The organism is Allocoprococcus similis (assembly GCF_054660775.1).
Window position 1 is genome coordinate 1 of the sequence record NZ_BAAHSG010000059.1, and the last position, 25,401, is coordinate 25,401.

Annotated in this window: 33 protein-coding genes and 6 tRNA genes; 38 read left to right on the forward strand and 1 reads right to left on the reverse strand. The window is 39.3% G+C overall.

Translation table 11 applies throughout. The features are described 5' to 3' along the window. From ACYQ5K_RS16855 to ACYQ5K_RS16945, 19 genes are all read left to right on the forward strand, one after another. A partial coding sequence (locus ACYQ5K_RS16855; protein WP_459778067.1) for a hypothetical protein occupies nucleotides 1-379 on the forward strand: 379 nt, incomplete at its 5' end. Between the two features lie 498 nt (nucleotides 380-877). Then, nucleotides 878-1,198: a hypothetical protein gene (locus ACYQ5K_RS16860; protein WP_459778068.1), complete on the forward strand. Its 321-nt coding sequence runs from the start codon at nucleotides 878-880 to the stop codon at nucleotides 1,196-1,198. A gap of 12 nt (nucleotides 1,199-1,210) precedes the next feature. Next, complete coding sequence (locus ACYQ5K_RS16865; RefSeq protein WP_459778069.1) at nucleotides 1,211-1,483, forward strand: hypothetical protein; 273 nt, start codon at nucleotides 1,211-1,213, stop codon at nucleotides 1,481-1,483. Next, nucleotides 1,480-1,656: a hypothetical protein gene (locus ACYQ5K_RS16870; protein WP_459778070.1), complete on the forward strand. Its 177-nt coding sequence runs from the start codon at nucleotides 1,480-1,482 to the stop codon at nucleotides 1,654-1,656. The genes ACYQ5K_RS16865 and ACYQ5K_RS16870 overlap by 4 nt, the downstream gene beginning before the upstream one ends. Before the next feature lies 1 nt (nucleotide 1,657). Further along, nucleotides 1,658-1,804 (forward strand): hypothetical protein, encoded by a 147-nt coding sequence (locus tag ACYQ5K_RS16875; RefSeq protein WP_008375428.1) that lies wholly within the window; start codon nucleotides 1,658-1,660, stop codon nucleotides 1,802-1,804. Further along, nucleotides 1,801-2,475, forward strand: coding sequence for an SPFH domain-containing protein (locus ACYQ5K_RS16880; RefSeq protein ID WP_459778071.1), 675 nt, complete (start codon nucleotides 1,801-1,803; stop codon nucleotides 2,473-2,475). Before ACYQ5K_RS16875 ends, ACYQ5K_RS16880 begins: the two co-directional genes overlap by 4 nt. 735 nt (nucleotides 2,476-3,210) lie before the next feature. Then, nucleotides 3,211-3,293, forward strand: a tRNA-Tyr gene (locus ACYQ5K_RS16885). Between the two features lie 114 nt (nucleotides 3,294-3,407). Continuing rightward, nucleotides 3,408-3,490 (forward strand) — tRNA-Ser (locus tag ACYQ5K_RS16890). A gap of 95 nt (nucleotides 3,491-3,585) precedes the next feature. Next, nucleotides 3,586-3,659 (forward strand) — tRNA-Arg (locus ACYQ5K_RS16895). A 5-nt stretch (nucleotides 3,660-3,664) separates the two neighbouring features. Continuing rightward, nucleotides 3,665-3,734 (forward strand) — tRNA-Gln (locus ACYQ5K_RS16900). A gap of 1 nt (nucleotide 3,735) precedes the next feature. Continuing rightward, nucleotides 3,736-3,806, forward strand: a tRNA-Trp gene (locus ACYQ5K_RS16905). Between the two features lie 606 nt (nucleotides 3,807-4,412). Then, nucleotides 4,413-4,484: transfer RNA gene (locus tag ACYQ5K_RS16910), tRNA-Asn, on the forward strand. A gap of 30 nt (nucleotides 4,485-4,514) precedes the next feature. Continuing rightward, nucleotides 4,515-5,024: a Thoeris anti-defense Tad2 family protein gene (locus ACYQ5K_RS16915; RefSeq protein WP_459778072.1), complete on the forward strand. Its 510-nt coding sequence runs from the start codon at nucleotides 4,515-4,517 to the stop codon at nucleotides 5,022-5,024. A gap of 11 nt (nucleotides 5,025-5,035) precedes the next feature. Further along, nucleotides 5,036-5,362 carry a DUF4406 domain-containing protein gene (locus ACYQ5K_RS16920; RefSeq protein ID WP_459778073.1) on the forward strand — a complete coding sequence of 109 codons (327 nt, stop codon included), beginning with the start codon at nucleotides 5,036-5,038 and terminating at the stop codon, nucleotides 5,360-5,362. A gap of 2 nt (nucleotides 5,363-5,364) precedes the next feature. Next, nucleotides 5,365-5,634, forward strand: coding sequence for a DUF6275 family protein (locus ACYQ5K_RS16925; RefSeq protein WP_459778074.1), 270 nt, complete (start codon nucleotides 5,365-5,367; stop codon nucleotides 5,632-5,634). A gap of 4 nt (nucleotides 5,635-5,638) precedes the next feature. Further along, nucleotides 5,639-6,187, forward strand: a complete 549-nt coding sequence (locus ACYQ5K_RS16930) for a LemA family protein (RefSeq protein WP_459778075.1) — start codon at nucleotides 5,639-5,641, stop codon at nucleotides 6,185-6,187. After that, nucleotides 6,188-6,940: a hypothetical protein gene (locus tag ACYQ5K_RS16935; protein ID WP_459778076.1), complete on the forward strand. Its 753-nt coding sequence runs from the start codon at nucleotides 6,188-6,190 to the stop codon at nucleotides 6,938-6,940. Continuing rightward, entirely contained in the window at nucleotides 6,940-7,107 is a 168-nt protein-coding gene (locus ACYQ5K_RS16940) for a cysteine-rich KTR domain-containing protein (RefSeq protein ID WP_459778077.1), read from the forward strand. The genes ACYQ5K_RS16935 and ACYQ5K_RS16940 overlap by 1 nt, the downstream gene beginning before the upstream one ends. Continuing rightward, complete coding sequence (locus ACYQ5K_RS16945; RefSeq protein WP_459778078.1) at nucleotides 7,094-7,339, forward strand: hypothetical protein; 246 nt, start codon at nucleotides 7,094-7,096, stop codon at nucleotides 7,337-7,339. Before ACYQ5K_RS16940 ends, ACYQ5K_RS16945 begins: the two co-directional genes overlap by 14 nt. 240 nt (nucleotides 7,340-7,579) lie before the next feature. On the opposite strand, the gene ACYQ5K_RS16950 is transcribed toward ACYQ5K_RS16945, so the two are convergent. Then, the gene (locus tag ACYQ5K_RS16950) at nucleotides 7,580-7,816 is read right to left on the reverse strand and encodes a hypothetical protein (RefSeq protein WP_459778080.1); all 237 of its coding nucleotides are present in this window, start codon (nucleotides 7,814-7,816) and stop codon (nucleotides 7,580-7,582) included. A 119-nt stretch (nucleotides 7,817-7,935) separates the two neighbouring features. On the opposite strand from ACYQ5K_RS16950, the gene ACYQ5K_RS16955 reads away from it, so the two are divergent. The 19 genes from ACYQ5K_RS16955 (at nucleotide 7,936) to ACYQ5K_RS17045 (ending at nucleotide 25,359) form a co-directional block, all read left to right on the forward strand. Next, nucleotides 7,936-9,075, forward strand: a complete 1,140-nt coding sequence (locus ACYQ5K_RS16955; RefSeq protein ID WP_459778081.1) for a hypothetical protein — start codon at nucleotides 7,936-7,938, stop codon at nucleotides 9,073-9,075. A 16-nt stretch (nucleotides 9,076-9,091) separates the two neighbouring features. Beyond that, complete coding sequence (locus tag ACYQ5K_RS16960; RefSeq protein WP_459778082.1) at nucleotides 9,092-9,526, forward strand: hypothetical protein; 435 nt, start codon at nucleotides 9,092-9,094, stop codon at nucleotides 9,524-9,526. A gap of 134 nt (nucleotides 9,527-9,660) precedes the next feature. Continuing rightward, nucleotides 9,661-11,256 carry a phage portal protein gene (locus tag ACYQ5K_RS16965; RefSeq protein ID WP_459778084.1) on the forward strand — a complete coding sequence of 532 codons (1,596 nt, stop codon included), beginning with the start codon at nucleotides 9,661-9,663 and terminating at the stop codon, nucleotides 11,254-11,256. Next, nucleotides 11,225-11,875 (forward strand): phage minor head protein, encoded by a 651-nt coding sequence (locus tag ACYQ5K_RS16970; RefSeq protein WP_459778085.1) that lies wholly within the window; start codon nucleotides 11,225-11,227, stop codon nucleotides 11,873-11,875. The genes ACYQ5K_RS16965 and ACYQ5K_RS16970 overlap by 32 nt, the downstream gene beginning before the upstream one ends. Nucleotides 11,876-12,015: 140 nt before the next feature. After that, nucleotides 12,016-12,540, forward strand: a complete 525-nt coding sequence (locus tag ACYQ5K_RS16975) for a hypothetical protein (protein ID WP_195479553.1) — start codon at nucleotides 12,016-12,018, stop codon at nucleotides 12,538-12,540. A gap of 72 nt (nucleotides 12,541-12,612) precedes the next feature. Further along, on the forward strand, nucleotides 12,613-13,446 hold the full coding sequence (locus ACYQ5K_RS16980) for a phage capsid protein (RefSeq protein ID WP_195479554.1): 834 nt from the start codon (nucleotides 12,613-12,615) through the stop codon (nucleotides 13,444-13,446). 12 nt (nucleotides 13,447-13,458) lie between these two features. After that, nucleotides 13,459-13,626 (forward strand): hypothetical protein, encoded by a 168-nt coding sequence (locus ACYQ5K_RS16985; protein WP_195479555.1) that lies wholly within the window; start codon nucleotides 13,459-13,461, stop codon nucleotides 13,624-13,626. A gap of 8 nt (nucleotides 13,627-13,634) precedes the next feature. Beyond that, nucleotides 13,635-13,964: a hypothetical protein gene (locus tag ACYQ5K_RS16990; protein WP_195479556.1), complete on the forward strand. Its 330-nt coding sequence runs from the start codon at nucleotides 13,635-13,637 to the stop codon at nucleotides 13,962-13,964. Between the two features lie 113 nt (nucleotides 13,965-14,077). Continuing rightward, on the forward strand, nucleotides 14,078-14,458 hold the full coding sequence (locus tag ACYQ5K_RS16995; RefSeq protein ID WP_459778086.1) for a hypothetical protein: 381 nt from the start codon (nucleotides 14,078-14,080) through the stop codon (nucleotides 14,456-14,458). Beyond that, nucleotides 14,451-14,957 (forward strand): hypothetical protein, encoded by a 507-nt coding sequence (locus ACYQ5K_RS17000; RefSeq protein ID WP_459778087.1) that lies wholly within the window; start codon nucleotides 14,451-14,453, stop codon nucleotides 14,955-14,957. The genes ACYQ5K_RS16995 and ACYQ5K_RS17000 overlap by 8 nt, the downstream gene beginning before the upstream one ends. Next, nucleotides 14,950-15,336 carry a hypothetical protein gene (locus ACYQ5K_RS17005; protein ID WP_459778088.1) on the forward strand — a complete coding sequence of 129 codons (387 nt, stop codon included), beginning with the start codon at nucleotides 14,950-14,952 and terminating at the stop codon, nucleotides 15,334-15,336. Before ACYQ5K_RS17000 ends, ACYQ5K_RS17005 begins: the two co-directional genes overlap by 8 nt. A gap of 68 nt (nucleotides 15,337-15,404) precedes the next feature. Continuing rightward, nucleotides 15,405-15,830 carry a phage tail tube protein gene (locus ACYQ5K_RS17010; protein WP_459778090.1) on the forward strand — a complete coding sequence of 142 codons (426 nt, stop codon included), beginning with the start codon at nucleotides 15,405-15,407 and terminating at the stop codon, nucleotides 15,828-15,830. A 69-nt stretch (nucleotides 15,831-15,899) separates the two neighbouring features. After that, on the forward strand, nucleotides 15,900-16,262 hold the full coding sequence (locus ACYQ5K_RS17015) for a hypothetical protein (protein ID WP_459778091.1): 363 nt from the start codon (nucleotides 15,900-15,902) through the stop codon (nucleotides 16,260-16,262). An 89-nt stretch (nucleotides 16,263-16,351) separates the two neighbouring features. Beyond that, entirely contained in the window at nucleotides 16,352-16,639 is a 288-nt protein-coding gene (locus ACYQ5K_RS17020) for a hypothetical protein (protein ID WP_459778092.1), read from the forward strand. A 7-nt stretch (nucleotides 16,640-16,646) separates the two neighbouring features. Further along, nucleotides 16,647-21,632 carry a transglycosylase SLT domain-containing protein gene (locus ACYQ5K_RS17025; RefSeq protein WP_459778094.1) on the forward strand — a complete coding sequence of 1,662 codons (4,986 nt, stop codon included), beginning with the start codon at nucleotides 16,647-16,649 and terminating at the stop codon, nucleotides 21,630-21,632. A 10-nt stretch (nucleotides 21,633-21,642) separates the two neighbouring features. Next, entirely contained in the window at nucleotides 21,643-22,032 is a 390-nt protein-coding gene (locus ACYQ5K_RS17030) for a hypothetical protein (RefSeq protein WP_459778095.1), read from the forward strand. 2 nt (nucleotides 22,033-22,034) lie between these two features. Continuing rightward, nucleotides 22,035-24,266, forward strand: a complete 2,232-nt coding sequence (locus tag ACYQ5K_RS17035; RefSeq protein WP_459778096.1) for a hypothetical protein — start codon at nucleotides 22,035-22,037, stop codon at nucleotides 24,264-24,266. Next, a complete protein-coding gene (locus ACYQ5K_RS17040; RefSeq protein WP_459778098.1) occupies nucleotides 24,244-24,648 on the forward strand; it encodes a hypothetical protein in 405 nt (134 codons plus the stop codon). Before ACYQ5K_RS17035 ends, ACYQ5K_RS17040 begins: the two co-directional genes overlap by 23 nt. A gap of 18 nt (nucleotides 24,649-24,666) precedes the next feature. After that, nucleotides 24,667-25,359, forward strand: coding sequence for a hypothetical protein (locus ACYQ5K_RS17045; protein ID WP_459778099.1), 693 nt, complete (start codon nucleotides 24,667-24,669; stop codon nucleotides 25,357-25,359). Nucleotides 25,360-25,401 lie beyond the last annotated feature (42 nt).

Sequence of the window (25,401 nt, forward strand, 5' to 3'; positions counted from 1 at the left end):
ATACAAGAGATTATGCAGTAAGTATAGAGTATTACCAACATTGTATGATTTTAGCATGATGATCAATATAGATCCTAGTACTATCACATCATGGATCAATGGGGATTATAGAGGTGGACCAACCTCGCCGCACTCCAAGACGGCTAAAAAATGGAAACAGTATTGTGCCGGCAGATTAGCGTCGAATTTGAGCAATAGCAAGGGGACGGATGCTAACAAGATATTCATTGCTAAAGCTGCTTACGGCATGGCAGAAACGAAAGCAGTAGAGCAGGAGCAGATCACTGGAGCGAGAAAGACGGTTGAACAGATAGCACAGGACATTGGAGTGGATCAGCTGGAAGATCAGGACGCGGACGAATCTTCATTTGATTTTTGATGTATTTTAATATTTGCAACGAAAAATGATACAGAAAACAAGATATTGTATTGCAAAAAGTAAAGATACAAGATATAGTACATGATGTATAAAACAAATAAGTCTTTGTCGTATAGATACATATGTTCGATGGACTGTGGAACTGATATCTGTTGCCTGGGATGACCGGGGGCGGGGGTCTGTGAGGGGCGGAGCCCCGGGTGTCTCTGACCTCCCAAAATAACGACCAAAAACAAAAAGGAGTCATATAAATAATATGCTAATCAAAATCACCTTAACACTATTAGTTATCAGCATAGCACTTTTTATTATTACAAGAGTGTATTTCAATACTTTAAGTGCCGGTAATAAATTAAGGCTTACTTGTACAACTAATTACAAAATAGGTGAGAAGATATTATTTATGATTATTGGATTCACTTACATGATTACATTTGTGATTGCGGTTATAGCAGTTATTAGTTTGATTCTCAAATACCTGTAGGAGATGCTTTGAAAATGACAACAGTAAATATTCTTGGAACTGAATATAAAGTGATTAGGGAACCATTCAAAGATAAAGATATTGATGGTTATTGTGATTACACATCGAGAGAAATTAGAATCAGGGACGACAATGTAAATGAAGTTGGTGATTTCGATGAATTGATGCGAAAGCAGCTACGGCATGAGATTATACATGCTTTCCTTGCTGAAAGTGGATTGCAAGCAAACTTTGAGCATTATAAACAGTTCGGCCACGAAGAGACAATTATTGACTGGATATCAATTCAGTTTCCGAAGATGATTAAGGCATTTCAGAGCGTGAATGCAATTTAGGAGGTTCCCTTGATGGGCGAAGATGAAAGAAATGATTCACTATTTATTTTCGATGAACATAAAAACAGCTATATCCCGGTAACAAGAAATCAAATATTTGTTGATGATATATCGCCGGATATTTCCGTAGAGGATCTTCTTCCGTTCGATGGAAAAGCGTTGAGCATTACAGTTAATATACGTAAGATACCGCCAGAAATCAGACGGATGATTTTAGGGCGGCGAGCTGATAATAACTGGAGAAAACTTCACGGATTGCCAATGAGAAGGAGATACCGAAAATGATAATCAGCCTGATTTTCCTGATTGCAAATTTGATAATGGTAGCAATGTTTACTTCTATGCTGTACTTCATGATGAAAGCTCGTAGAGATGGAATCAACATTGGAATCACGGTAGGATTGTTGTTAATATCTATTGGAAATTTATTATATTTTGTAGCACAGGCGGTGAGTTAAGATGTTTGTAGTATTTGTAGGTGCCTTAACCGTATTTTTGATTATTGGAATGCTTTTGGCTTGGGTAGGAAATAAAATCTTACTTTCAATCCTTAAAGATAATGCGAAAGCAGAAAAAGAAATTAAAGAGAGGAAAATGGACGAATGAAGAAAAAAGGAATAGTCGCGGTAGTAGTGGTTGCAGCTGTTATCGGTGCAGCGTTCACGGTCAGCTCGTGCAAATTGATTAAGACTGGACAGACTGGTATAGTCTACACGTATAGGGATGGAGTACAGAAAGAAACGCTTTCACCGGGATTGAATTTTGTAGGTCCGATGAAAAAAGTAAAAGAGTTCTCAACAAGTAATGAAATCTTGGTAATGTCGAAAGACAAGAGAGAGGGCAGCAAGGGAGATGACTCTTTCAAGGTTGCTACTTCTGATGATGCAAGTATTGCAATCAGTTTTCAGATGTCATATCGATACAACCCGGATACGCTTGTAGATACATACAAGAAGTTCAAAGGTATGGACGGTGACGATATCATCGAAAGCCGTGTGAAGCCTGTTCTGAAATCGAAAATTTCAGAGATTACAACGAATTATTCCATGATGGATATTTACTCTGGAAACAGATCAAAACTCAATTCTGAGCTGACTGATTACCTGAATAGCGAATTTTCCGATAAGTACGGAATTGAAGTTCTGGATGCATCAATCATTGATGTTCACCCAGACAAGAAACTGAAAGAAGCTATTGATAATCGCGTGACTGCATTACAAGAAAAGCAGCAAGCAGAAGCTGAACAGGAAAAAAATCAAGGTTCAGAAAGAGACTGAGAAGATTCAGGCTGAAACAGATGCACAGATTCAGATTACGAAAGCTCAGGCTGAAGCTGAGTCAAATAAAATCATCAGTGCTTCGATTACGGATGAGCTGATTCGGATGAAAGAAGCTGAGGCAAGAAACAAATTTGGCTGGGTAACTGTTCAAGGTGCAGACACGGTAGTAACTGATGGAAAATAGTCAGTAAAGACTCTAAAATCTCCAACTACTGCTTGAGGAATAAAAGAGCTGCGTGTAGATTGGCGGTAAAACGATATGAACCTTAAATAACCGCATAGTGCATTGCATGGCACGATAAATATTATTGCTAACCGTCAGATGGCGGTTAAGGCAAGGTATCTCATCGGTAAGAGAAGTTAGAAGCGCGCGTCAACAAGACTAACAGGAAATGGTTCAACTCCATTCCTTGCCACTCAGCATAAATTGTTTTAGAGGCTGACGAGTTTTGAAAATGATTTATGTAAAAAAGCCGTGGAGGTCATAATAATCAGCTGAGAAGAGCAGAGGGTGAAGTTATAGGCAACAGCTGATAGCCTGACTTTTAGAGTATGCTTGGCTAGTTTTCGCATGGCATTTCTAGCGAGGTGAAAATCAACTCAGTATCTTTGCGGAGAACTGGCAGTGATAAGCTGTAGCCGAACGTGAGCGCAGTAGTGGGTATGCACATGAAAAATCACGGAACCTGTTTTATGGTAGGTGACAGTTCAGTAAAAACGCACCTACGTCATTGGTGGATATCCCGTAGAGGTAGCGGTTCTGACTGTAAATCAGATGTCTTCGGATTCGGGTGGTTCGACTCCATCTCCACCAATTTCTTCAAGTGTGTTGCTTGAAGAATGATTTAATCCCCCTTGTTTTGATTGTATATGGCCGGTGCTCTTCTGTGTCAGAGGCGTAATTGAATGACGATTCATCCGGCCAGTATGCCGTATTCCCATAATGGTATTGGAGCTGGTTGCTAACCAGTCAGTCGGAAACGACTTGGAGGTTCGACTCCTTCATACGGCGTTTTTTCAAGTTTTTGCGGTTCTTGGAAACGAGGAACTATTAACAGCCATCGCATTCTCTGGTAGTAAATTACATAAAAACCGCATTTACTATCTGCTGTCATAGCTCAATTGGATAGAGCAGCTGATTACGAATCAGCAGGTTACCGGTTCGACTCCGGTCGGCAGCTTTATTGGGTAATAGCTCAATGGCAGAGCATCAGACTTTGACTCTGATAGTTTGGGTTCGATTCCCAATTACCCCGTAGGTCGATAGTTTAATTGGAAAACAGCGGTCTCCAAAACCGCAATTATAGGTTCAATCCCTATTCGGTCTTTTTAAACATGATTAACTCAGTGAAGATGGATTTTTCAGTCCTGCTGAGATGCAATGGTAACGAGATAGGCTTATTCGAGATATTGGATAAGTTGATTCTTTCCACTGGGAGTGATTCCATTGGTGAAGACGGAAACCGTCAACAATGCCTTGTAGTGTATCATCATAGAGAAGTCAAATGCAGAATCATTGTGGTCGGCGAATAATAGACGTCTGCTGTGCAGAAATAATCCAGTGATGTGAGTAGTGTGAGAGACTACGGACTAACTGGAAATTTTCAATAAGCTGATTTGCCTTGAATCCGAGAAATCGGAGTATAACACAAGAAGTTCGTTAAAGTAGCGGTATGGCAAATTCTTAATAAAAAATCTTCATGCTAAAGATGTGAAACAAGATATTCTGAAAGAACCGTGAAATTTACGGGTATCAATCCTGTGTGTGCTTTGATAGCGGTAAGAAGCCAAGGGTCGCTCCTGGACGCTCAGACTTATCGTCACACTGGCTGAATATGATTTCTACCATGATGAATAAAGGGAAGCCTTAATCATGTTTAAAACAATACTTCAATTCAGTAAATGCAGAGTTTACTTGACCGTTCTCTGCATTTTGGCGTATAGCTCAATGGTAGAGCGTCCGGCTGTTAACCGGATGGTTGCCGGTTCAAGTCCGGCTATGTCAGTTTCATAAAAAATGAAAAGGAGAACGAATTATGATTTGGAGCGAAGCATTTAAAGCAATGAAACATGGAGCAAAGGTGAAATTGCCATCATGGGCGGGATATTGGTTTTGGAGTATTCCAGCGCAGTCAATTCTGATGCATACGAAAGATGGTAAGGACATTGATGTCCGTAGCACAGAGTGCGTGGATTATACATTCGGGAACATTGGATCTGATGAATGGATGATTGCGACAGGAGAAAATTGTCCGGTATTAGGCGGTATGAATCTGTTTTCGTTCTCTGAAGCCTTAAAACAGGTGAAAAAGAAACGCAAGGTCACAAGACTTCTTCACGGATCAGAATGGCACTTACAGCTTGCTTATGGAAAGTATGATTTCGTTATCGGAAAAGAAGAATGTAATTTCATGTCAGATGGTGCGATTATCGTTTTAGTTTGTGATGGTGACGGAGAAGATTTTTACAGGAACAATAAGAAAGCAGAACAGTATGTTCCAACACAGGCAGATATGCTTGCAGAAGATTGGGTATTTGCGGAATAGGAGAATGAACGATGAAGAAAGCAATGTTAAGTCAGCCGATGGCTGGAAAGACTGATGAAGAAATTGTAGCAACAAGAGAGAAAGCAATTAAGGTTCTTGAAGAAAAAGGATATGAGGTTGTGAATACTCTTTTCACAGATGAGTGGTACAGCGCTGACGCAATGAAAGAACGTGGAGTAGTTCAGATTCCATTGTGTTTTCTTGCTAAGTCCTTAGAGAATATGTCTCTGTGCCATGCAGCGTACTTCTGTAAAGGCTGGGAGAACGCAAGAGGATGCAAAATTGAACATGATGCTGCGGTTGCTTACGGATTGGATATTATTTATGAGGAGGACTAATCATGATTATCACAGGAATGGATCACTTTCAGAGTGTATGTAAAAAGAAGCTTGTTGAATGGTATCAGAAGAACAGACCAGAGACACCAATTGATTTAAGCAATGTATTTGTCGTATGGAGCTGTAAGACATTACAGAATTATAAGTGCCTTGCGTCTACTACAATCAGTGGAGATGGCATCTATGCAGAGTACACATACAATGGTGACAAACAGGAACTGTATGAAGATGTGTACGGAAAGATTACAAACACTTGCCATACAGAGGAGTAAACAGATGAAAAGTAATTGGAAAGTAACGTTAATCGTAGCTGCCGGAGTTATTGCTGTCATTCTGATGTGTGCAATCGGAGTGTACAGCTCACAGAATAAAGCAATCTCGATGGAAGAACAGGTTAAGACAGCACAGTCGGACATTAAGGTCCAGGAAAAGCGAAGAGCTGATTTAGTTTACAACCTTGCTGATTGCGTAAAACAGTACGATGCGCACGAAGCGGATACATTGAAAGCGGTTGTGGACGGAAGAGGTCAGGATGGAGATATCGAAAATGTCACTACGGCAATAACAGCAGTCAGTGAAGCTTATCCAGAACTGAAATCAAATGAAAATTACAAGCAGCTGATGAATGAGCTGTCCATAACAGAGAATATGATTGCTGAATACCGAAGCAATTACAATAAACAAGTGAAACAGTACAATCGTTATGTGCGAAAATTCCCGACAAGTATTTTCTTGAATGTGACTGGTTATGAAAAGCAGTCTTATTCGTATCTGGAATATAATGTGTCGGAAGATGCACCGCAGAATCTATTCGGAGATAAATAAATGGAGATTACAGATAGAGAAGTCCTTGCAAGCGTATCTATCATTGCCGTGATGATCTTAATTGGTTTCCTGATTTCTGGAAAGATTTCAGACGGTATCATGGATGATAATGAAAAATACAATAAAGCAGTCAAAATTGAAAGCGAAGATTTATTCCAGTATGGAATGGAAACGGACGTTGGAAATGCTTTTGTGTATGGGAAATTAGAATCCGTAGATACCGTTACTTATCCAGAGATAGGTGGAAAATACATCTATATCAAAAAGATTGAGGAAAGACGGGAACGTCATGAACGTAAGGTGAAAAAGAAAGATTCCAAAGGCAAGGAGTATACAAAAACAGAGGTATATTACAGCTGGGATACTGAAAATACAGAATCTTTGCACGCAAAGGAAATTAAATTTTGTGGAACCACGTTCGATTATGAAAAAATAAAATTACCTTTTTCAAAATACATAAAAACGATTCCCGGAGATAAGGTGTATAGTTGGGAGTCTGGCGAACGTGTAAAGGTACGATTTGTGTATTACGGAGTGAAAACAAAGTATAAAGGTACAATTTTTGTAGACCTTAGAAATGGCACGATTCCTGATAAGACGAATTTCTATAAGGACAAATCACTTGATGATACTGTAAAAATGTTTGAAACCAATGTCACGGTTGCTATGGTTGTGTTTTGGATTATGTGGATCATACTGACAGGAGCGGTTGTATATGGATTTTATTATTTGGACAATGAGTGGTTAGAATAATGGAGCAGATCAAAGAAAGTTGGTATTACTGTCCGGCTGGTCATAAGACTGGACAGCGGATAGAGAAAAATTCCAATATTGAAAATACGCCGATATGGTGCAAACACTGTAAGAAAGCGTATTATCCAGTGATTAAGGACGGGAAGATGCGAAATGATAGTAGATGAAACTATAGATGATTCCACTTCCACTGTAATGTTTAAACCAATCTGTGCTCATTGCGGATATGTATTCAAGAAAATTGAATATAACGCAAACAAACCTTATTATGGACGGAAACTTAGCGAAAGTGGATTTACACCACCGTATTGTCCGGGATGCGGAAAGAAAATAGTATCTTTAACAATCCCTATGCCGGATGAATACGGAAATGTAAAATATGAATATGAAGAAAAATGAATGATTTAGTGCCAGAGCCTAAGAGCCAGAGCTGATATTTGTGAGAAATCGCAGATATTGGCTCTTTTTTTGATTTAAGGAGAAACATGGAGTTAAGAGAGTATAAAAGATTAGCCAATGCGCTAAAGATGCAGGATTCAAATAAATATAGCACTTGGGACAATATCATGCAGTTATGTCTTAATATGTATGAGGATAGCCATGATTATCTGAAATACTGTCTGAAGCTCTCGAAAGCAGTCAAATTATCAGCTCAAAGACTTCTTGTGCAGAATCAGGACGTGCGTTTTGAGGATTTGTATTGGCAAGCTCTGAAATTTGAAGCTCCGCATTTATTTGACAGCTATTTACTGTATTTGGAAAGAAAAAGATTAAATCAGGATCGTTTTTATTCTCCAAAAAGAAAGCAGCTGAATAAACATGGCTTGATTCAGGCACTTCAAGATTTGGAAGATGATAAGCTTGATATTCTTTCAATTTCTATGCCGCCCGGCACGCAAAAAACTACACTCGAAAAGTTTTTTTGTTCATGGATCATTGGAAGACATCCAGATGATTTCAGCTTATTTTTCTCCCACAGCGGAGATATCACTAGAATGTTTTATGATGGCATCCTTGATATTACCACAAATTCAGATGAATATTGCTGGTCAGAGATTTTCCCGGATGTAAAGTTCCATAGTACCAATGCGAAAAGAGAGACAATCAATTTCAATAAGTACAAGCCGTTTTCCAATATTCAGTGTACGTCTGTTGGAAGCAAAAATGCCGGTAAGGTACGTGCCAATAGATATTTGTATTGTGATGACTTGATTGGTGGTATTGAAGAAGCTTTAAATAAAAATTTCCTCGATAAGCTATGGAGAATCTATGGTACTGATGCTAAACAGAGAAAAATGGATGGCTGTAAGGAAATCCACATTGCTACAAGATGGTCAGTTCATGATGTCATTGGCCGTTTGATTGATATTTACGATGGTTACGATAAAGCAAGGTTCATTGCAATACCAGACATCGATCCAATTACCGGAGAGTCAAACTTCGCATACAAATACAATGGATTCAGCGTTGAGTTCTTTCACGATCAGGAAAGAACAATGGATGAGATATCATATAAGTGTTTGTATAAGAACGAGCCTATTGAGCGTGAGGGACTCCTGTATACTGACGAAGAATTAAGACGATTTATTACATTGCCTATTACTGAACCGGATGCCGTATGGGGCATTTGCGATACGAAGAATAAAGGTACAGACTTTTTGTTTTTACCATGTATGCTACAGTATGGAAATGATTTCTACCTTACCGAGTGTGTATGCGATGATAATTCCAATTATGGAATCCAGTATGAGAGAACGTCTGATTTGATTGTAAATACCGGAATGCAACAATGCCAATTTGAAAGTAATAATGGTGGTGATCGTGTGGCACTGGAAGTAAGCAAATTAGTTGAAGAAAAAGGCGGTCACTGCAATATCACTACGAAATACACGGAATCCAACAAGGAAACAAAGATTATTGTCAATGCAGATTGGGTAAAGAAACACGTGCTTTTCAGAGACCGTGAGAATTATAAACCGAAAGAAGATTACGGAAGAATGATGGGATTCTTACTTAGTTATTCGGTACGAGGTAAAAACCCACATGATGATGTACCGGACGGATTGGCAAGTTTCGCACTGTTTGTAACAACAGGGTTTGTTCGAGCAGCACAGATCATTCAGAGTCCAATTTAAGGAGGATACAACAGAAATGAAAATTACCAGAAAAGACATTGCGAATTACAAATTGCTTGGAGTTCTCCTTGAAAAGGATCGGCAGAAGCTTGCTGATTACATAGAAAAACGTCCGTCTTGCTATGCCGGGAAAGTTTACGGCTCCAATTCTCAGTTCCCGTATGAACCACGGGGATTCAGTGTCAGCGGATGCAATGAATATGAAATAGCACAGATGAAAGAGTGGGAACAGAAATGTCGGGAAATGGAAATTAAAGTGCAAGAGGATATTGACCGATTGAAAGATCTTACGATTGGAATTGACCGGCTGATTGCTGATTGTACGGATCTGGAAGATAAAATGATTCTGGAATATGTGAAAGACGGAAAGTCTCAACAGCAAATTGCTATGGAAATTGGACTCGACCAGTCTGTAGTGTCCAGAAGAATAAAAAAGTATGTTTCAGAGTAACTTGCATAAAAAGCATAAAAAAATACTATATAATTATAATCGAAGAAATTGTAATTCGTTCATGAATAAAGAGTTTTGCGTGCCGCTATCACGTGAAGCTCTTTCTTTTTTTATGCAAAGGTAGGTGAAATTCGGTGTCTGAGGACAATGAAGTGTTTGTGTATCCGGAACTGACTGGCAGATGCCGGATTTATACGGATGTTGCAAAGATTACAAGTGAGAATATCTTTCAGGTGTTGGAAGAAGCAATGACGATTCACGTGAAAAATGTAGATAATATGGTGCTTCTGATGCGATACGAAAAAGGTATCCAGCCACTTGTAAGAAAGAAAATTATCCGTAAGGAAGTAAATATTAAAGTATCCGACAATCTGGCAAACCAGATTACAGAGTTTAAACTCGGCTATGTATGGGGACAGCCAATTACATATGTTCAGCGTGGAAATAAGGATTTAAAGAAATCAACTGAAAAGGAAAATGATTTCCAGGATGATTCGATTTCTATGTTGAATGAGCTTAACGATGCGGAATATGCATTTTCCAAAGATCAGGAGCTTGGAAGATTTGTTGAGATTACCGGCGTTGGCTATCAGTTTGTCGATATCAAGCGCAACTTTGACGGACTTTGCCCGTTTGATTTGGTAACGCTGAATCCATTATTTACTTTCTGCATTTATCGTAATTCGGCACTGCAAGAGAAACTTGCCGGTGTTACTTTCTGCAGAACAAAGAACGGAACAGTTTATTATACCGTGTTCACTCCGGACACAAGATACGAAATTAAAGATATGCGTGAAATCACCAATGGAAAGAAGCCTAAGAATCCTTGGTCGTTCATGCAGCACAGTGGAGAAATCAATCCACTGAAAATGATTCCGATTGTGGAATTTAATCGAGCTACCGATAGAACAGGATGCTTTGAACGTCAGATTTCAGATATGAATGCTCTGAACGTAGAAGTATCTGATTTTGCCAATGCGGTAGCACAGACTACGCAGGAAGTATTCTTCGGCGTTGGATTTGAATTGCCGAAAGATGATAACGGTAAAACACAAGCTCCGGTTGGAGGGCAGTGGATTATTGCTAACAATACCGGAAACGGCGGTACGCCACTACTGAAAGCTATTTCCAGTACATTTGATTATTCCGGTGTGCAGGAAAATATCGTAAGCAAGAGAAACACGATTTTGCAGCGAGCTTATGTACCGATTCAAACAGACCCCGGCGGTGGTTCTACCGGCTCTGCTATGAATATGTCTTCTGGTTGGAGTGCTGCGGAAAACAGTGCTTGCAAGGAAGAACAGATTTTACGCCGTGGAAAAGCGGAAATCGTAAAGCTTGAATTAGCTGCTATCAAGGCATCTACAGATACGCCGTATGATAGTCCGCTTCTGAAACTGGAATATTCGGACGTGAAGCCAAAATTCATCAGAAATAAGACATATGACCTTGCTACAAAGGTTAATTCGATGGTTGCAATGATAAATTGTGGCGTAAATGGTCGTGTTGCTATGGAACAGGTTGACTTGTTCCCGGATGTCGCTCAGGCATGGGCTGATAGCCGAGATATGATTGAAAAATATCAGAAATCATTGATTAAGAAAGATGATACGCAACAGCAGACACAGAAGAGAACGATGTCTGACTTATCTGATCAGACTGGAAATTCCCCGATTCTTGACGGAATGAATACCGATAATGGCGGTGATGAAGATGTTCACGAATCTTAGTTTTGATGAATTGAATGCTCTGGTTACGAATGAACGGAGTATGCCATTTGAACAGTATTTCGGTGAAATGAATATTCCAGAAGAGGACAAAGCAGAAAGAATCCATATGGCAGAAGATTTAGAAAACAACTTCATCGCTACTATGGCGTGGCTATTTACGATGGCTCAATCGAACAAAACAGATTATGAGCCAATCCGTAATCAAATTGAGGATTCTTATTTGGAAACGCTTGGAAAGTACACAGACGTAGACAAATATTTGGAAACGCACGTAAAAAGTTTTTCTTACGATGTCATAGACAGCACACAAAGCCATAAGAGCGAGCCTTACTATTATTCGCTAGATAGAGCAAGGTTCATAGCTGAAAATGAAGTAAATACGGCAATTAACCACGCAAGATATATGGGGGCTGTTAATTCCGGCAAAACCATGAAGCGGTGGGAATCTATTATGGATGAGGTAACAAGGAAAGACCACAGAGAAATCAATGGGAAATACATTCCGATTGGACAGGCTTTTCATGTTGGAAATTCGTGGATGCAATTCCCAAAGGATACCTCGCTTGGGGCGAGTGCAAATCAGATTATCAATTGCCGGTGCTCAATTATTTATTTATAGAAATTACGGTCAAAACCATGACCGTTTTCATATGGCACAGAGAAGTGCCTTACCAAACGCGGAAGACAGAGAAGTCTATAATCGCGAAATGTAACTGATGAGAGAGAACTCTAAACGCGAAAGAAAGGAACATGATAACTATGGAAGACAACAAAAACCTTGAGGGACAGGTACAGCAGAATCAGGATCCGGAAAACAAGCCGGAAGAGCATGAAATGACTCTTGAAGAAGCGCAGACATTACTTGCACAGGAAAGAGCCAAAAACGCAAAGCTTCAGAACGACTACAATAAAACTTCTTCCGAAGCTGCTAATTACCGTAAACAGCTGAAAGCTAAGCAGACAGCCGAAGAACAGGAAGCGGAAGCGAAGAGAGAAGCCGAAGAAGCAAAAGAACGCCACACCAAAGAGCTTGAAGAAAAGCTTGCTAAGATTGATGCACAGAAGCGTTATATGGCGATTGGAATGTCCGAGGAAATGGCAGAAGAAGCCGCTACAGCTGAACTTGCCGGAGAAAGTGATAAAGTGACAGAGCTTTATAAGAAATTCAATAATGCATCCATTAAGGCTGCACAGGCAGAATGGCAGAAAAGCAGACCGCCGGTTAATGCCGGACAGGGAGAAGATGGAAAAGAAGATCCATTCCTGAAAGGATTTAATGGTTAATCTTCCTTAAAGATACCGGACACGTAAAGAAGTGTTCGCTGATTACCAAAAGTTAGTAAAGGAGAATTTAAGATGGCAGTAAATTACGCAGCTAAATATTCACAGCAGGTGGATGAAAGATTTAAACTCGGTGCGCTTACCTCTTCACTGGTAAACTACGCATTTGAATGGCTTGGAGTCTCTACTGTAAAAGTATACTCTATGCCAACAGCAGCAATGGGCGATTACACTACAGAGGGCGCAAGCAGATATGGAACACCAGAAGAACTCGGAAATGAAGTGCAGGAAATGACACTTGCAAAAGACCGTGCGTTCACATTCACGATTGATAAGAAGAGTGAAGATGACACAATGGGAACAATGGAAGCTGGTGCCGCACTCCGTAGACAGATTGATGAAGTTGTTATCCCGGAAATCGATACATACCGTATTTCTAAGCTTGTTGCTGGTGCTGATGCTGGAAACATCGTAAAAGATACAGCAGTAACAAAAGCCAATGCATATGAAAAATTCCTTGCGGTTCAGGAAATTCTTGACAACAAGAAAGTTCCGACTGGTGGAAGAATCTGCATTTGCACACCAGGCTACTACAATATGCTGAAACTAGATGAAGCATTCACCAAAAAAGGCGATATGGCTACACAGATTGCTATTAACGGTCTTGTTGGAGAAGTTGATGGTGTTTACTTTGTAAAAGCTCCGAAGTCTTATTTCCCGGAAAAAGTACATTTTATTATCACTAATCCGATTGTTATGCCGTCACCGATCAAACTTGCAGAGTACAAGATTCACGATGATGCGCCTGGTATTTCTGGATACCTTGTTGAAGGACGTGTTCGCTATGATGCATTTGTACTTAACAAGAAGAAAGACGCTATCGGTGTATGTGAAGATCCGACAGAGTAGGAGTGATACTTGATGTATACATTGGAAAAAGAAGATAGACAGCGTGTAACTGTCGCTTCTGAAATCCAGAAAAGCGCATTTCTTGCGTGCGGATGGAAAGAAGTTAAATCAGAAGAGAAAGTAGAGGAATCTGAACTGGAGGTTGCAAAACCAAAGGTCGGAAGACCTCCGAAGAAATAGGTGATCGCATGGATGAATTAGTAAACGAAATATACGATGAACTGTCAACAGAGCTTGGTATTTCAGAAGAAGCTGATTTGTCCATGCTCCTTGTGAAAGTCAAAAATGCCTATAGAGAAATAAAGAAAATACGGAATTACCCGGATAATTATACAGATGACACTGTTAATAAGGATATGGAGAAGTATTTTTCCAATATCCGCAACCTTGCAATGTATGATTACAACCAGATTGGAGCTGAGGGAGAGCTTTCCCATAGCGATAATACCGGCAGCCGAGCATGGGCGAACCGGAACACGTGTCTTGAAGGAGTTGTTGCTATATGCACACTGATTTAAGAGAGGTTAGGTGATCCGATTATCTCCCGGCAACTGGGTTAAGTTGCAAAAGAAGATTGTGCGTGACCATTTTGGTCGCAGGGGTACGCATTTACGGTGGAGGGTGGCGTATATTGAGAAATCTGAAAAGAAACACAAAGAAATTATGGTATTCAAATTACACTGAAAATGTTCCGATTCTCGATGAAAACGGGGATGAAACGGGGGATTATGACAATGGTTATAGTTCCCCGACTTTTTTTTACGCCTCTTTATCGGCAAGTAGAGGAAATGCTTATGCTGATATGTTTGGAACGAATCTAGACTACACCAGAACGGCATCTACGGCGGAGAAGCTTCCTATTAAGGAAGAGTCTATTGTATGGATATCTGAACCGACACTGAATGCAGATGGTACTGTCGATAAGGAAACGGCAGATTATACTGTTGCCGGTATTGCAGATGGAATAAATGGACTTGTAATTGCTTTGAAAGCGAGGAAGAAAAATGCCTAGATACACAGCAAAGCTATCGCCGGGCAGTTTCCGTGAACTGGCTGAAAAGGTGAGAAAGTACAGATTAAGTCTGAATGATAAATGCGAGGAATTTGTCAGGCAGTTAGCCGAAGAGGGCGTTATGATTGCAAAAGCCAATATTTTGAGTGAGGACGCAATTTATACCGGTGAGTTGTTGAACAGTATGAGCCTAAAACCGGGTGACATTATATATAATGGCTCGGCATACTGCATCTATACGGCTTGCCCGTGGGCGAAATTCGTTGAGTTTGGTACTGGAATTGTTGGATCAGAAAATCCACATCCAGATACTTCAATTGTTGGTTGGAAGTATGACGTAAATAACCACGGTGAAAAAGGATGGTTTTATTTCAAAAATGGAGAATGGCATTGGACAAAGGGTATGCCGTCCAGACCGTTCATGTATAATACGGCATCAGAATTAAGGAACATAGAAACAATTACAAGGATTGCAAGGAGGGTGTTTGGAGATGATTGACGCTTCAAATAGAGTTCTGACTAACATAAAAACCTATGTGGCAGAAACTTGTAAGAATGTATCCAATTATTCCAGTAAAAGTCCTCCGGCATTTCCGGCAGTATCGGTTGTCCAGATTGACAATCAAGATGCTTGCATGGATTTGGAAAACAGTGAGAATGCTGTGAAATCAGTAATTGAGATTCAGTGTTATTCCAATAAAAACATCACGGAATCAAGGAATATCATAAATCAGTGTTGTGATGCTATGCGACAGATGGGTTACGCAAGATCATACGGTCCGAAACCTGTCGATAATGCATTAGATACAAACATTTATCGCACTGTGGCAAGATTCAACCGTCTTGTATCATCAGTGAATGAAATAGAGAAATTTTAAATTTGCACCGGATACCAATTGGAGGTATTCGCTGACCGCTGGTAGTTAGCGGTAGAAAGGAAGATAATATGTCAGCTGGAATGAGCACAATTAACACTGTACTTAAAGCCGGTGCTACTGCATCAGCTCTTGCACAGTTATGCAAAATCAAAAGCTATCCACAGTTAGGTGGAGAAAGAGAAACAATTGAAACTACTGATCTGGAAGACAATGCGCAGACATTTGTTCCGGGCGTACAGTCCGTAAGCGCAATGCAGTTTACTTGTAACTATGACAAGGAAAAGTTTGACTCTATCAAAAAGACAGCCAATACAGATCAGATCTATGAGCTTGATTTTGGTGCAGATGGAAAAGACGGAAAGTTCTCTTGGAAAGGACAGCATGACGTTTTTGTAAATGAGGGTGCTGTGAATGGAGCAAGAGAAATGACTCTTTCCATTCTGCCATCTACAGAAATTTACAATAAGGATGCTGCTACTCAGTTTGCTGGGTAATATGCAGTAAAAATCAGGATAGGAAGTCGTAACAGGCTTCCTATTTTTTAGTTAAAAGGAGATACCGATATGGTTAAAGTAAAAATCAACAACAAAACATACAATGTCCAGGAATTACAGTTCGGTGACTATACACACATGGAGAGCCAGGGAATTTCTATTACCGAAGCGTTTTCGAGAGGTCAGATGACTCTTATTGCTATGGCGTTCACTTGCGTAGTTCTGAAATGTGATCGTGCCGAAGCTGAACGTGTTGTTACACAGCATATCCTCGGTGGAGGAAGTATGTTCGATATTACCGATGCATTTGCGGAGGCAGTTAAACAGTCTGATTTTTTCAAAAAGATGCTGGGAATCAAAACGGAAGAACCGAAGAAAGCCCAGAAGAAGAAAACAGAGGAAGAGAATCCGGCAGAGGAAACGGAAGAATAATTCAGTTTTCCAGTTATACGGATTATATCTATCAATACTGGTTGCCGATCGCTGCTCGCTGTGAAATTCCTTATAAAGAGTTTTGGGGCATGACTCCCAAAGCTCTTCTTATTTATAAGGAAGAAAAAGATAGGGAAGAACGTGAAAAAGCAAGAATGGCAGATATTTCCGCATGGATGGTTGGAATCTATGTTGGAAAGGCGATTGGTTGTGCTCTGGATTCCAAAGCTCAATATCCGTCAAAGAACTTTATCTTCACGGAAGAGTTGGAAATGACAGAGGAAGAGATTGAGAAAGCGATTGAGGAAAATACGCAGATTGCATCCGTAAATTTTGCAGCATACGCAAAAGCATTAAACGAATCAAGAGGTAGGTGAGAACAAAATGTCTGAAAACGAAATTGATTCATTAGAGATAGTTGTTGAGGCAGAAGCCAACCGGGCGAACAGAGCTTTGTCTGGTCTGGAAAGAAGAATCAATAAAGCTGCTACGGCACTGGAAAAGTTCATGGTAATGGCACAGGGCGGTATTTCTTTCAAGAACGTTGACGTAGACAAATTGTTCTCTGGAAATGCTATGGATAAAGCTGCCAGAAGTCAGGGTAAGAAACTGGCAGATGAACTTATCAGTGGTTTCAACCTCAATAAAGCCACTCCGGAAGTACAGAGACAGGTTCGGGAACTTTCACAGAAGATTGCTGGTGGCTTGTCTGCAAATGGTGGAAAATCCTATAGTGGATTAAGCACTGATCTTGAAGCACTTGGAAAGATTACTGCTAAAAATGGTTCTGTAGCAAAATCCACTTCTGAAGAATATCAGAAGTTATACAACTGGATTAAGACTACAAGCAAAATCAAGATTACGCCGGAAACAGCTAAATCTCTTGGTGATGCTTACAAAAACCGAGTTCCGGTAATGAAACAGAAACTTTCTACCAAAAGTGGAATAGAACTGGACTCTTTTTATAATGAAGCGAAAGATATGTTTCCTGGACTTCTTAAAGATGCGAACAATGTTGAGGATGAATTTTATCAGCTTAACAGCGCATTGGAAAAGTTCTATGAGACAAGCAATTCTTTTTACAAACCTGAATGGATGGAAGATGCTGCCTATGAGAGCGTTATATCTGGTGTTAATGAGATTGTTGCAAACATTGAAAAAGCAAAATCTGAATCCAGTGATTTGACTGGTTCTCTGAAAGGTGTTGCCGATACTGGAAAGTCATTTTCTGATATTTTTGGTGCTGGAATGGATACTTCTGGTCTCGAAAGGATTGTTGAGCTTACTGGCAGTGTTCGTAGTCAGAGCGGTTCTAGCAGAGCGAATAGAAGTGACTTGAAATATACCGAACAATCACTTGATGATATATATGACAAGTATGCAAATGTTGGTTCTAGTCTCGATGCGTCCGGCATGGGGTTACAAGAATTACAGAAAAAGTTAAAAAATTCTGAAAGCACAGCGTCAAGATTGCGAGAGAGTCTTAAAAAGAAAATCTCTATTGAGGGCACTGATCGACTTGGAAAGACTTTTGAAAAACTTATTTATGATATTCAGAAAGCCACCAATGAAGCAGAAGTCTATAAATCTGCCATTGATAAAATATCAGAAGAAAAGCCGGAGTTGACAATTACAAGAAATGGAAAAACATATAATGCGTCAAATGGCAAAAGTGTTGATACAGAAGACACGAAAGAATCAGCACAAAGATCGTCGGATGCAGTTGAAGAGCTTTCACGGAATATTTCAAATATTGATAAAGACGGAAACATTACAAAAACATCAAGAAAATTTGATGGAGTAATGGCAAAAGTTAGGGAACTGAAGAATGAGCTGACAAAAGGCGGTTTTGGGAATTACACTAAGAATTTCATGGATATGTTGAAACTTCCAGAGAAAGAAACAAAAGGAGCTAGTCAAAAAAAAGCACCTACTGTTGACTCGAATGGAAATTACGATTATTCGGCTATTGAAAAATATGTTAATTCGTTTGGAGAAGCGTCAAGTGCGGCTGAAAATTTCAGATCAAAATTGCAAACTTTAAAGGGCGCATTAGGTGTTTTAAAAGATGGTGTTGTCAACAGCAGAGTGGCAAAAATGGCATCTGCATTAAAAAATGCTACTGTGCATTCGCTGAAATTTGCAAAAAGTATCGGGAAAATCTCTTTAAAAACACTTTCTAAGATTCCGTCAATTGTAAAAACAGCATCAAAACCGCTGAAAGCACTTGGAAGTGCGATAGGAAGTGCTGGAAAGAAACTTGGATTATTCCAGAAGAGCTCCAATAAGGGAATGTCGTTCGGAAGGATGATTGGCTCATCAATTATGTTTTCTACCATTTTCGGAGCTATCAGTCAGATAAAACAGGCTGTTAAAGAGGGGTCTGATAATCTGGTACAGTACAGCTCTGAATACAACAACAGTATTTCCAGTATGGTTTCATCATTATTGTATCTAAAAAATGCGTGGGCGGTAGCGTTTGCTCCGATTGTAAATGTAGTTGGGCCGTACATCTCTTCGTTTATTGATATGGTAGCCGGAGCTTTGAATGCTGTTGGACAACTTATGGCATCTCTTACTGGAAAGAGTTATGTGGTGCAAGCTAAAAAAGCTTGGAAAGATTATGCTGCCGGACTTGATACGACAAAAAACAGTGCTGATGATGCCGGAAAATCTATTAAAGATTTAGAAAATTATACACTCGGTATTGATGAACTGAATGTCATTCAGCCGTCAGACAACTCTGGAAGTTCTGGAAGTGGAAGTGGTTCTGGAAGTGGCTCTACGAGTCCATCTTCTTCTGACATGTTCGCTACAACAGATGTTGACGGTGGTATTTCTGAACTTGCGAAAAAGATAAAAGAAGCATGGAAAAACGCTGATTTTACTGAAATTGGTGGCATTGTTGGTCGAAAGTTAGAAGATGCTTTGGATAATATACCTTGGGACGGAATACAGGAAAAAGCAATAAAAATTGGCAAGTCACTTGGTACTTTTATTAACGGAGCTGTTGAAACGCAAGGATTAGGAACAACACTAGGACAAACTATCGGTGAAGCCGTCAACACTGGAATATACTGTGCGAATGCGTTCCTTGATAACACGAAATGGGATGAAGTCGGAAAGTTTATTGGGGATGGTTTCAATGGACTTCTTGATACAATCGATTTTACGGCATGGGGACATTATTTCGCTCAGAAGTGGAACGCTGTGTTTGCGACAATCGGCGAAGCAGCAAGGACGTTTGATTGGACGCAACTTGGCGTAAATTTAGCGGAAGGTGTAAATACATTCGTTGCTGATTTTGACTGGGTAGAAAATGGAGCTAGACTTAGTGATACCGTAAAGGGATTACTTGATGCAATAATTACATTTTTAGAAGAAACAGACTGGCAACAGATTGGTGAAAAATGTGCAGATTTTATCGGCGCAATTGATTGGATTGGAATTGCAGAAAAGATTGCAGAGGGAATTGGCGCAGCTGTAGGCGGTCTATCTGCTTTGGTCTGGGGATTTATTAAAGATGCGTGGGAAGACGTTGTTAAATGGTGGAAAGATACAGCTTTTGAAGATGGTAAATTTACAATTACAGGTCTTCTTGATGGTATCTTGGAGAAAATAAAAGATATCGGAACATGGGTTAAAGAGCATATTGTAGACCCATTTATTGATGGATTTTGTGAAGCGTTTGGCATTCATTCACCGTCTACCGTTATGAAAGAAAAGGGTAATTTCATAATGGATGGATTGATAGGCGGAGTTACTGATAAATTTCAATCCGTTATTGATTTCTTTAGTAACCTCAAAGATTCTATCGTTGAAAAATTCGATGATGTAAAAGATTGGTTTGGGAAAAAATTTGATTTAGCAAGAGAACAGGTCGAAAATAAATTTTCAAATATTGGTACATGGTTTAGCGATAGAAAAAAAGATATACAAAATAATATGAACAGTGTTTCAGATTGGTTCAATACCAAATTTAAGGGTGCAAGAACTTATGCGAACTCGGCATTCCAGAATATCGGTTCATGGTTTGGAGATAAGAGGATAGCTATACAAAACAATATGAGTTCTATTTCAACATGGTTTAAGGATACGTTCCGAAAAGCTTATGACGGAATTACTGGTATATTTAATAATATCGGTTCTTACTTTTCAAAAGTAGCTGGATGGATTGAGACACCAATTAAAAACGCCTTAAACGGTGTACGTGAAGCTGTAAACTGGATATACGGAAAACTTGGAGGAAATGGTGAACTGATTCCGAAATATGCGACAGGAACTGATGGTGTAGCGCATGACACGCTTGGTGTGGTTAATGACCAAACAGGAAGTACATACCGTGAACTGGTGCAATTCCCGAATGGAAAAACCATTATTCCAACTGGACGTAATGTAATGTTACCAATGCCAAAAGGTACGAAAGTACTTCCGGCAGACCAAACTGAGGCACTGATGCAGATGCAGAATATTCCACATTTCAAGAGTGGTATCGGAGATTTCTTTGGTAATGCTTGGGCTAAAATCAAAGACTTCACAGGAGATATTCTCGACTATGTGGAAAATCCAAGAAAACTCATGCAGATTGCAATTGATAAATTTACGGATTTGACTGGCGTGCTTGAACCTGGACTGTCTATGGCGAAAGGTGCTGTCAGCTCTGTATTTGATGCTGCTGTAAATAGCATCAAGGGACTTCTAAGTGATTTCGGTGGCTCTAATGTGAAGTACAATCCGTCAGCCGGTGTTGAACAGTGGAGAAAGCTTGCAAAGAAAGCATTGAAATTAACCAATCAGTACAGTGAAGCAAACTTGAATCGCTTACTGATGCAGATGCAGTCAGAGTCAAGCGGAAATCCGAATGCTATCAACAATTGGGATAGCAATGCAAAAGCCGGTATCCCGTCAAAAGGACTTATGCAGGTGATTGATCCTACATTCCGTAGTTATGCGCTTGCACCATACAATAAAAATATTTATGATCCGCTTTCCAATATGATAGCTGCTATCCGGTACACTGTATCGAGATATGGTAGCCTTTCAAAAGGTTGGAATGGACATGGATATGCTGATGGTGGATTCCCGATGAATGGTGAAGTTTACGTGGCGAATGAAAACGGATTCGGTTCTGAATATATCGGAAGCATTGGAAATCGTCATGTCGTGGCGAATAACAACCAGATTGTAGAAAGTGTAAGTTCTGGCGTTGAAAGGGCAAACGATGAAACGAACGCTCTTTTAAGAACAGTTATTGAGTATCAGAAATTGATTCTCAAAAAGGACACAAGCGTAAATATGGATGGGAAGAGAATGGATAAGCAGATATCAAAAGCGCGTAGAAATACGGGCTTTTCTTTTTCGCCAGCGTAGGAGGTAGGAAATGGCAGCAAGGCATATATCAAATTTCATAATTGTAAATGGCAAGCCGTTTCCCGCACCGAAGCGCTATCCTAACATGGTAGTAACTACGGCTGTGAACGCTGCCAGAAACGCAAACAACAAGGTTGTCGGTCAGAAGATTGGAAGAGACAATTACAAGATTGACAACCTAGAGTGGGCGTACTTGGATGCGGAAACATGGTCGGATATGCTGAAAGAGTTTAAGAAATACTTTGTAACAGTCAAATTCTGGGACATGGTTGAGAATAACTGGATTACCTTGACTATGTATCCGGGTGATAGAACAGCAGATGTATTTAAGTACGATCAATACGGTAGGCCAGTGGCGTACATAAACTGTAAAGTCAACATTATCGATGCGGGGTGGTAGAAATGTTTCAGACTTCCAAAGAGTATAAAGAATCAATGAAGCGTCCAATCCGTAACGAATCGTATATGAAGATACAGCTTGGACTCATAAATCAAGAAGCGCAACAATCAGCAGATCTGGAAAATACGGATTACACTACTTTTTCTGATCCGAAATCGCTTTTCCAACAGCATACAGTCAAGAGATACGCAACCTATGAACAGAATATGTTTAAGGCTGATGGTTCAATGTATTTCTTACCCGATAATGCAGATGAATATTGGCTTGATGGATACACGTGCAATGAGTTGTTTTCCAATGAAATGCACATAAGATTTGATTTTGGTTGTGGAAAATCAGATATCAAAGGTCTGACAATCAAGTTTGGAGAATGTTATCCCACAAAGTTTTCTGTAGTAACTGATGATGGAGCATCTGTTGAATTTGAAAATAGTGAACAGATTTTCAAAACAGATACCGTGTTTGACAATACGGCATATATCGAGCTAGTCATTACGGAAATGAGTGTTCCGAACAATAGAATCAGGATTGACTATATTCAGTTTGGACTTGGTCTTGAATATGATAATGAGTGGATTCTTGAAGCAAGTAGCAAGACAACCATTTCATCTATCAATGATGATTTGCCGGAATCAGAATTTAGTGTAACGCTTCATAATGATAATCAGATATTCAATGTAGATAATCCGGCATCGGAAATCAACTTCTTGGAAAGTGGACAGCGGTTGAATGTGACTGTTGGATATACGCTTGACAATGGAAATATTGAATGGCTTCAGATGGGTTCCTTATATGTATATGAATGGAGTGCATCTGATGAAAAAGCCATCATCAAAGCGGTTGATGTGTTGAAATTTCTTGATGATGATTATTACAAAGGTCAGTATTACGAAAAAGGAATCTCATTGTATGATCTGGCAGAACTTGTGTTTGCTGATGCTGGTGTTGGAAATGATGATTATTATTTGGATACTTACTTAAAAAAAGTTATTATCCATAATCCGCTTCCAAAAGTAAAGCATAAAGAAGCACTACAGATCATAGCAAATGCTGGAAGAAGTGTACTTGACTATGATCGTTACGGTAGAATCCGTATTCATTCATTATTCAAACCGAGTATGGAAACAACATCAAATGGAACTACGTATTATTCTGATATAAAAAATGTTGATATTCAGACTCAAAAATCAGATTTTGCAACCTATGAAAAAAATAGATGGTTGGCAGATGGAAAGATGCTATTTCTGTCAAAGGAAGATGTCCAGAATACTGGATATGTAAGTTCTGCTATCAGTGATGAAAACGGTCTGTTTACAGAAAATCCAGTCATCACAAGAACGCTTGAAGCAAAATACAAGGCATATGGTATTTACATTGCATTTAGCAACAAACTTCCGAAGAAATTTATTATACGGACATATGCAGATAATATATTGAGCGATACACTGACAATTCAATCTGGAATCGCAAATGATTTTGAAATCCAATACGATTTCCCAGAATACGACAAGATGGAAATCGAATTTGTAGAAACTGAGCCGAACAGCAGAATCCATGTGGATTATATTTCAATCGGTTCGGAAACGTCTTATCGGATTGAGTACGACGATTTATATTCTACACCTGTTGGGACACAGCTTGATAGAATCAAGAACGTGAAAGTTGCTAGATATCTTTATTCAAAATCCAGTGTGGAAGATGAACTTGCAACGGAAACGCTTGTGTACGATGGAGAAAATGCTATCTATTATATGTCTGATGCTTGCTATGGATATTCGGTAAGTATTGAAGAGGGCAAGAGTGGACAGTCTGCAAAGATTGTATCTTCTGGTGCGTATTATGTTGAAATTGCTTTTTCTGGCGTCGCGGTTGGTGAAACAGTAAATATAGTCGTAAAGGGATATAAATACAACGTATCCACGTCATATACCGTTCAAGCCGTAAATAACCGTGGAACTGATAAGGAATGGCAGAATCCTATCATTTCCGATGTAGAACATAGTAAGCAAATTGCTATATGGCTTGCCGATTACTTTTCATCTGGAATTGAATATGAACTGGACTACCGTGGAGAACCGGCAATTGACTGTGGAGATACGATTGGACAGGAAAATAAGTATGATCCCAATTTAAAGACAATTGTAGAAGAATCACAAATAACATTGAACGCCGGATTACTAGGTGGTGGATTGATAACTAGGAGGAAGAACAGTGTGGCAAGAACCAAAAATTGATTGGGTTTCAACAGATAGTTTCAATTTTGAGGATTACAACCGAATTAAAAACAACATTGCTTATCTTCGCGAAATGGCATTGCCGTTTTATTCTACAGTACCATTTGAAGATATGGGAGATGATAAAAACGGGTACAATGAATTTCCGTATGCAGAAGAATTTAATCGGCTTGAAAGCAATTTGGAGCTATTAAAAAACAATACATTTATATTTAATAATGAAGAAAGAAAAAATTGGTACGCAAATGAGAAAACTCCTGATTTTGAAGACTTCAATCGTATTGAACGTATTTGTTTAGATTATTATAATGGATTGCAGAGATATAGACCGCGCAGATTAAGCATAACGTTAGGAATGGCAACAACAGATTTGAAAATATAAAGGTAAGAGGTGAAGAAAATGGCATATACACCATTAAGCACGGATTTCAAAGATGATATTTTGGATTCATCGAATTACAAGAGAAAATACAGGCAAGTTGTAAACAATGATGGAACATTTTCCTTTCATGATGAAACCACCTATCAGCAAGTAGGTAGCAATTACGGGGCAAAAGAGGTAAATGAAGAAAGAGAAGCAATCAATAATATTTATGAAAATAAATTGGTTTCGCTTGATGATGTTGCCCTTGTTACAGAGGAAGGATTCTTTGTAGATGCATTAGCAGTTAAAGAATTAAATAGCAATTTGGCAAATATAAAAGCAGATTTGATAAAAGCAAATAATAGCTTGAATGTCATAGGAACTGAATACTGGAGTGGCATAAAAGATAATTATTCATATTCTAAAAAAGAAACCTGGGTGAATAACGTGTCCACTGTGACCATTCCCGCCGGTACTTATATCTTTACACTAAAAGCAACTCCCTGTGCCAAAGGTCAAAGCTATGATGCGTTTATAATGGGGATAACTGGAATAAATTCAACGCGAACCCAAAATACGTTTTATATGAACTTTGGTAACGGTTTTTACCCAATATTAACCAGTACCTGTATCGAAAAAGTTCCTGCTGGCACATACGGTATTGCTTTTTGGAGCAGTCAACCTAGAAATGTAAATGGTATTGAACTCCGGGCAATCCGGATAAAATAATGACTATTTGCATATATAGCAGAATTCGTAATAAAAGATATC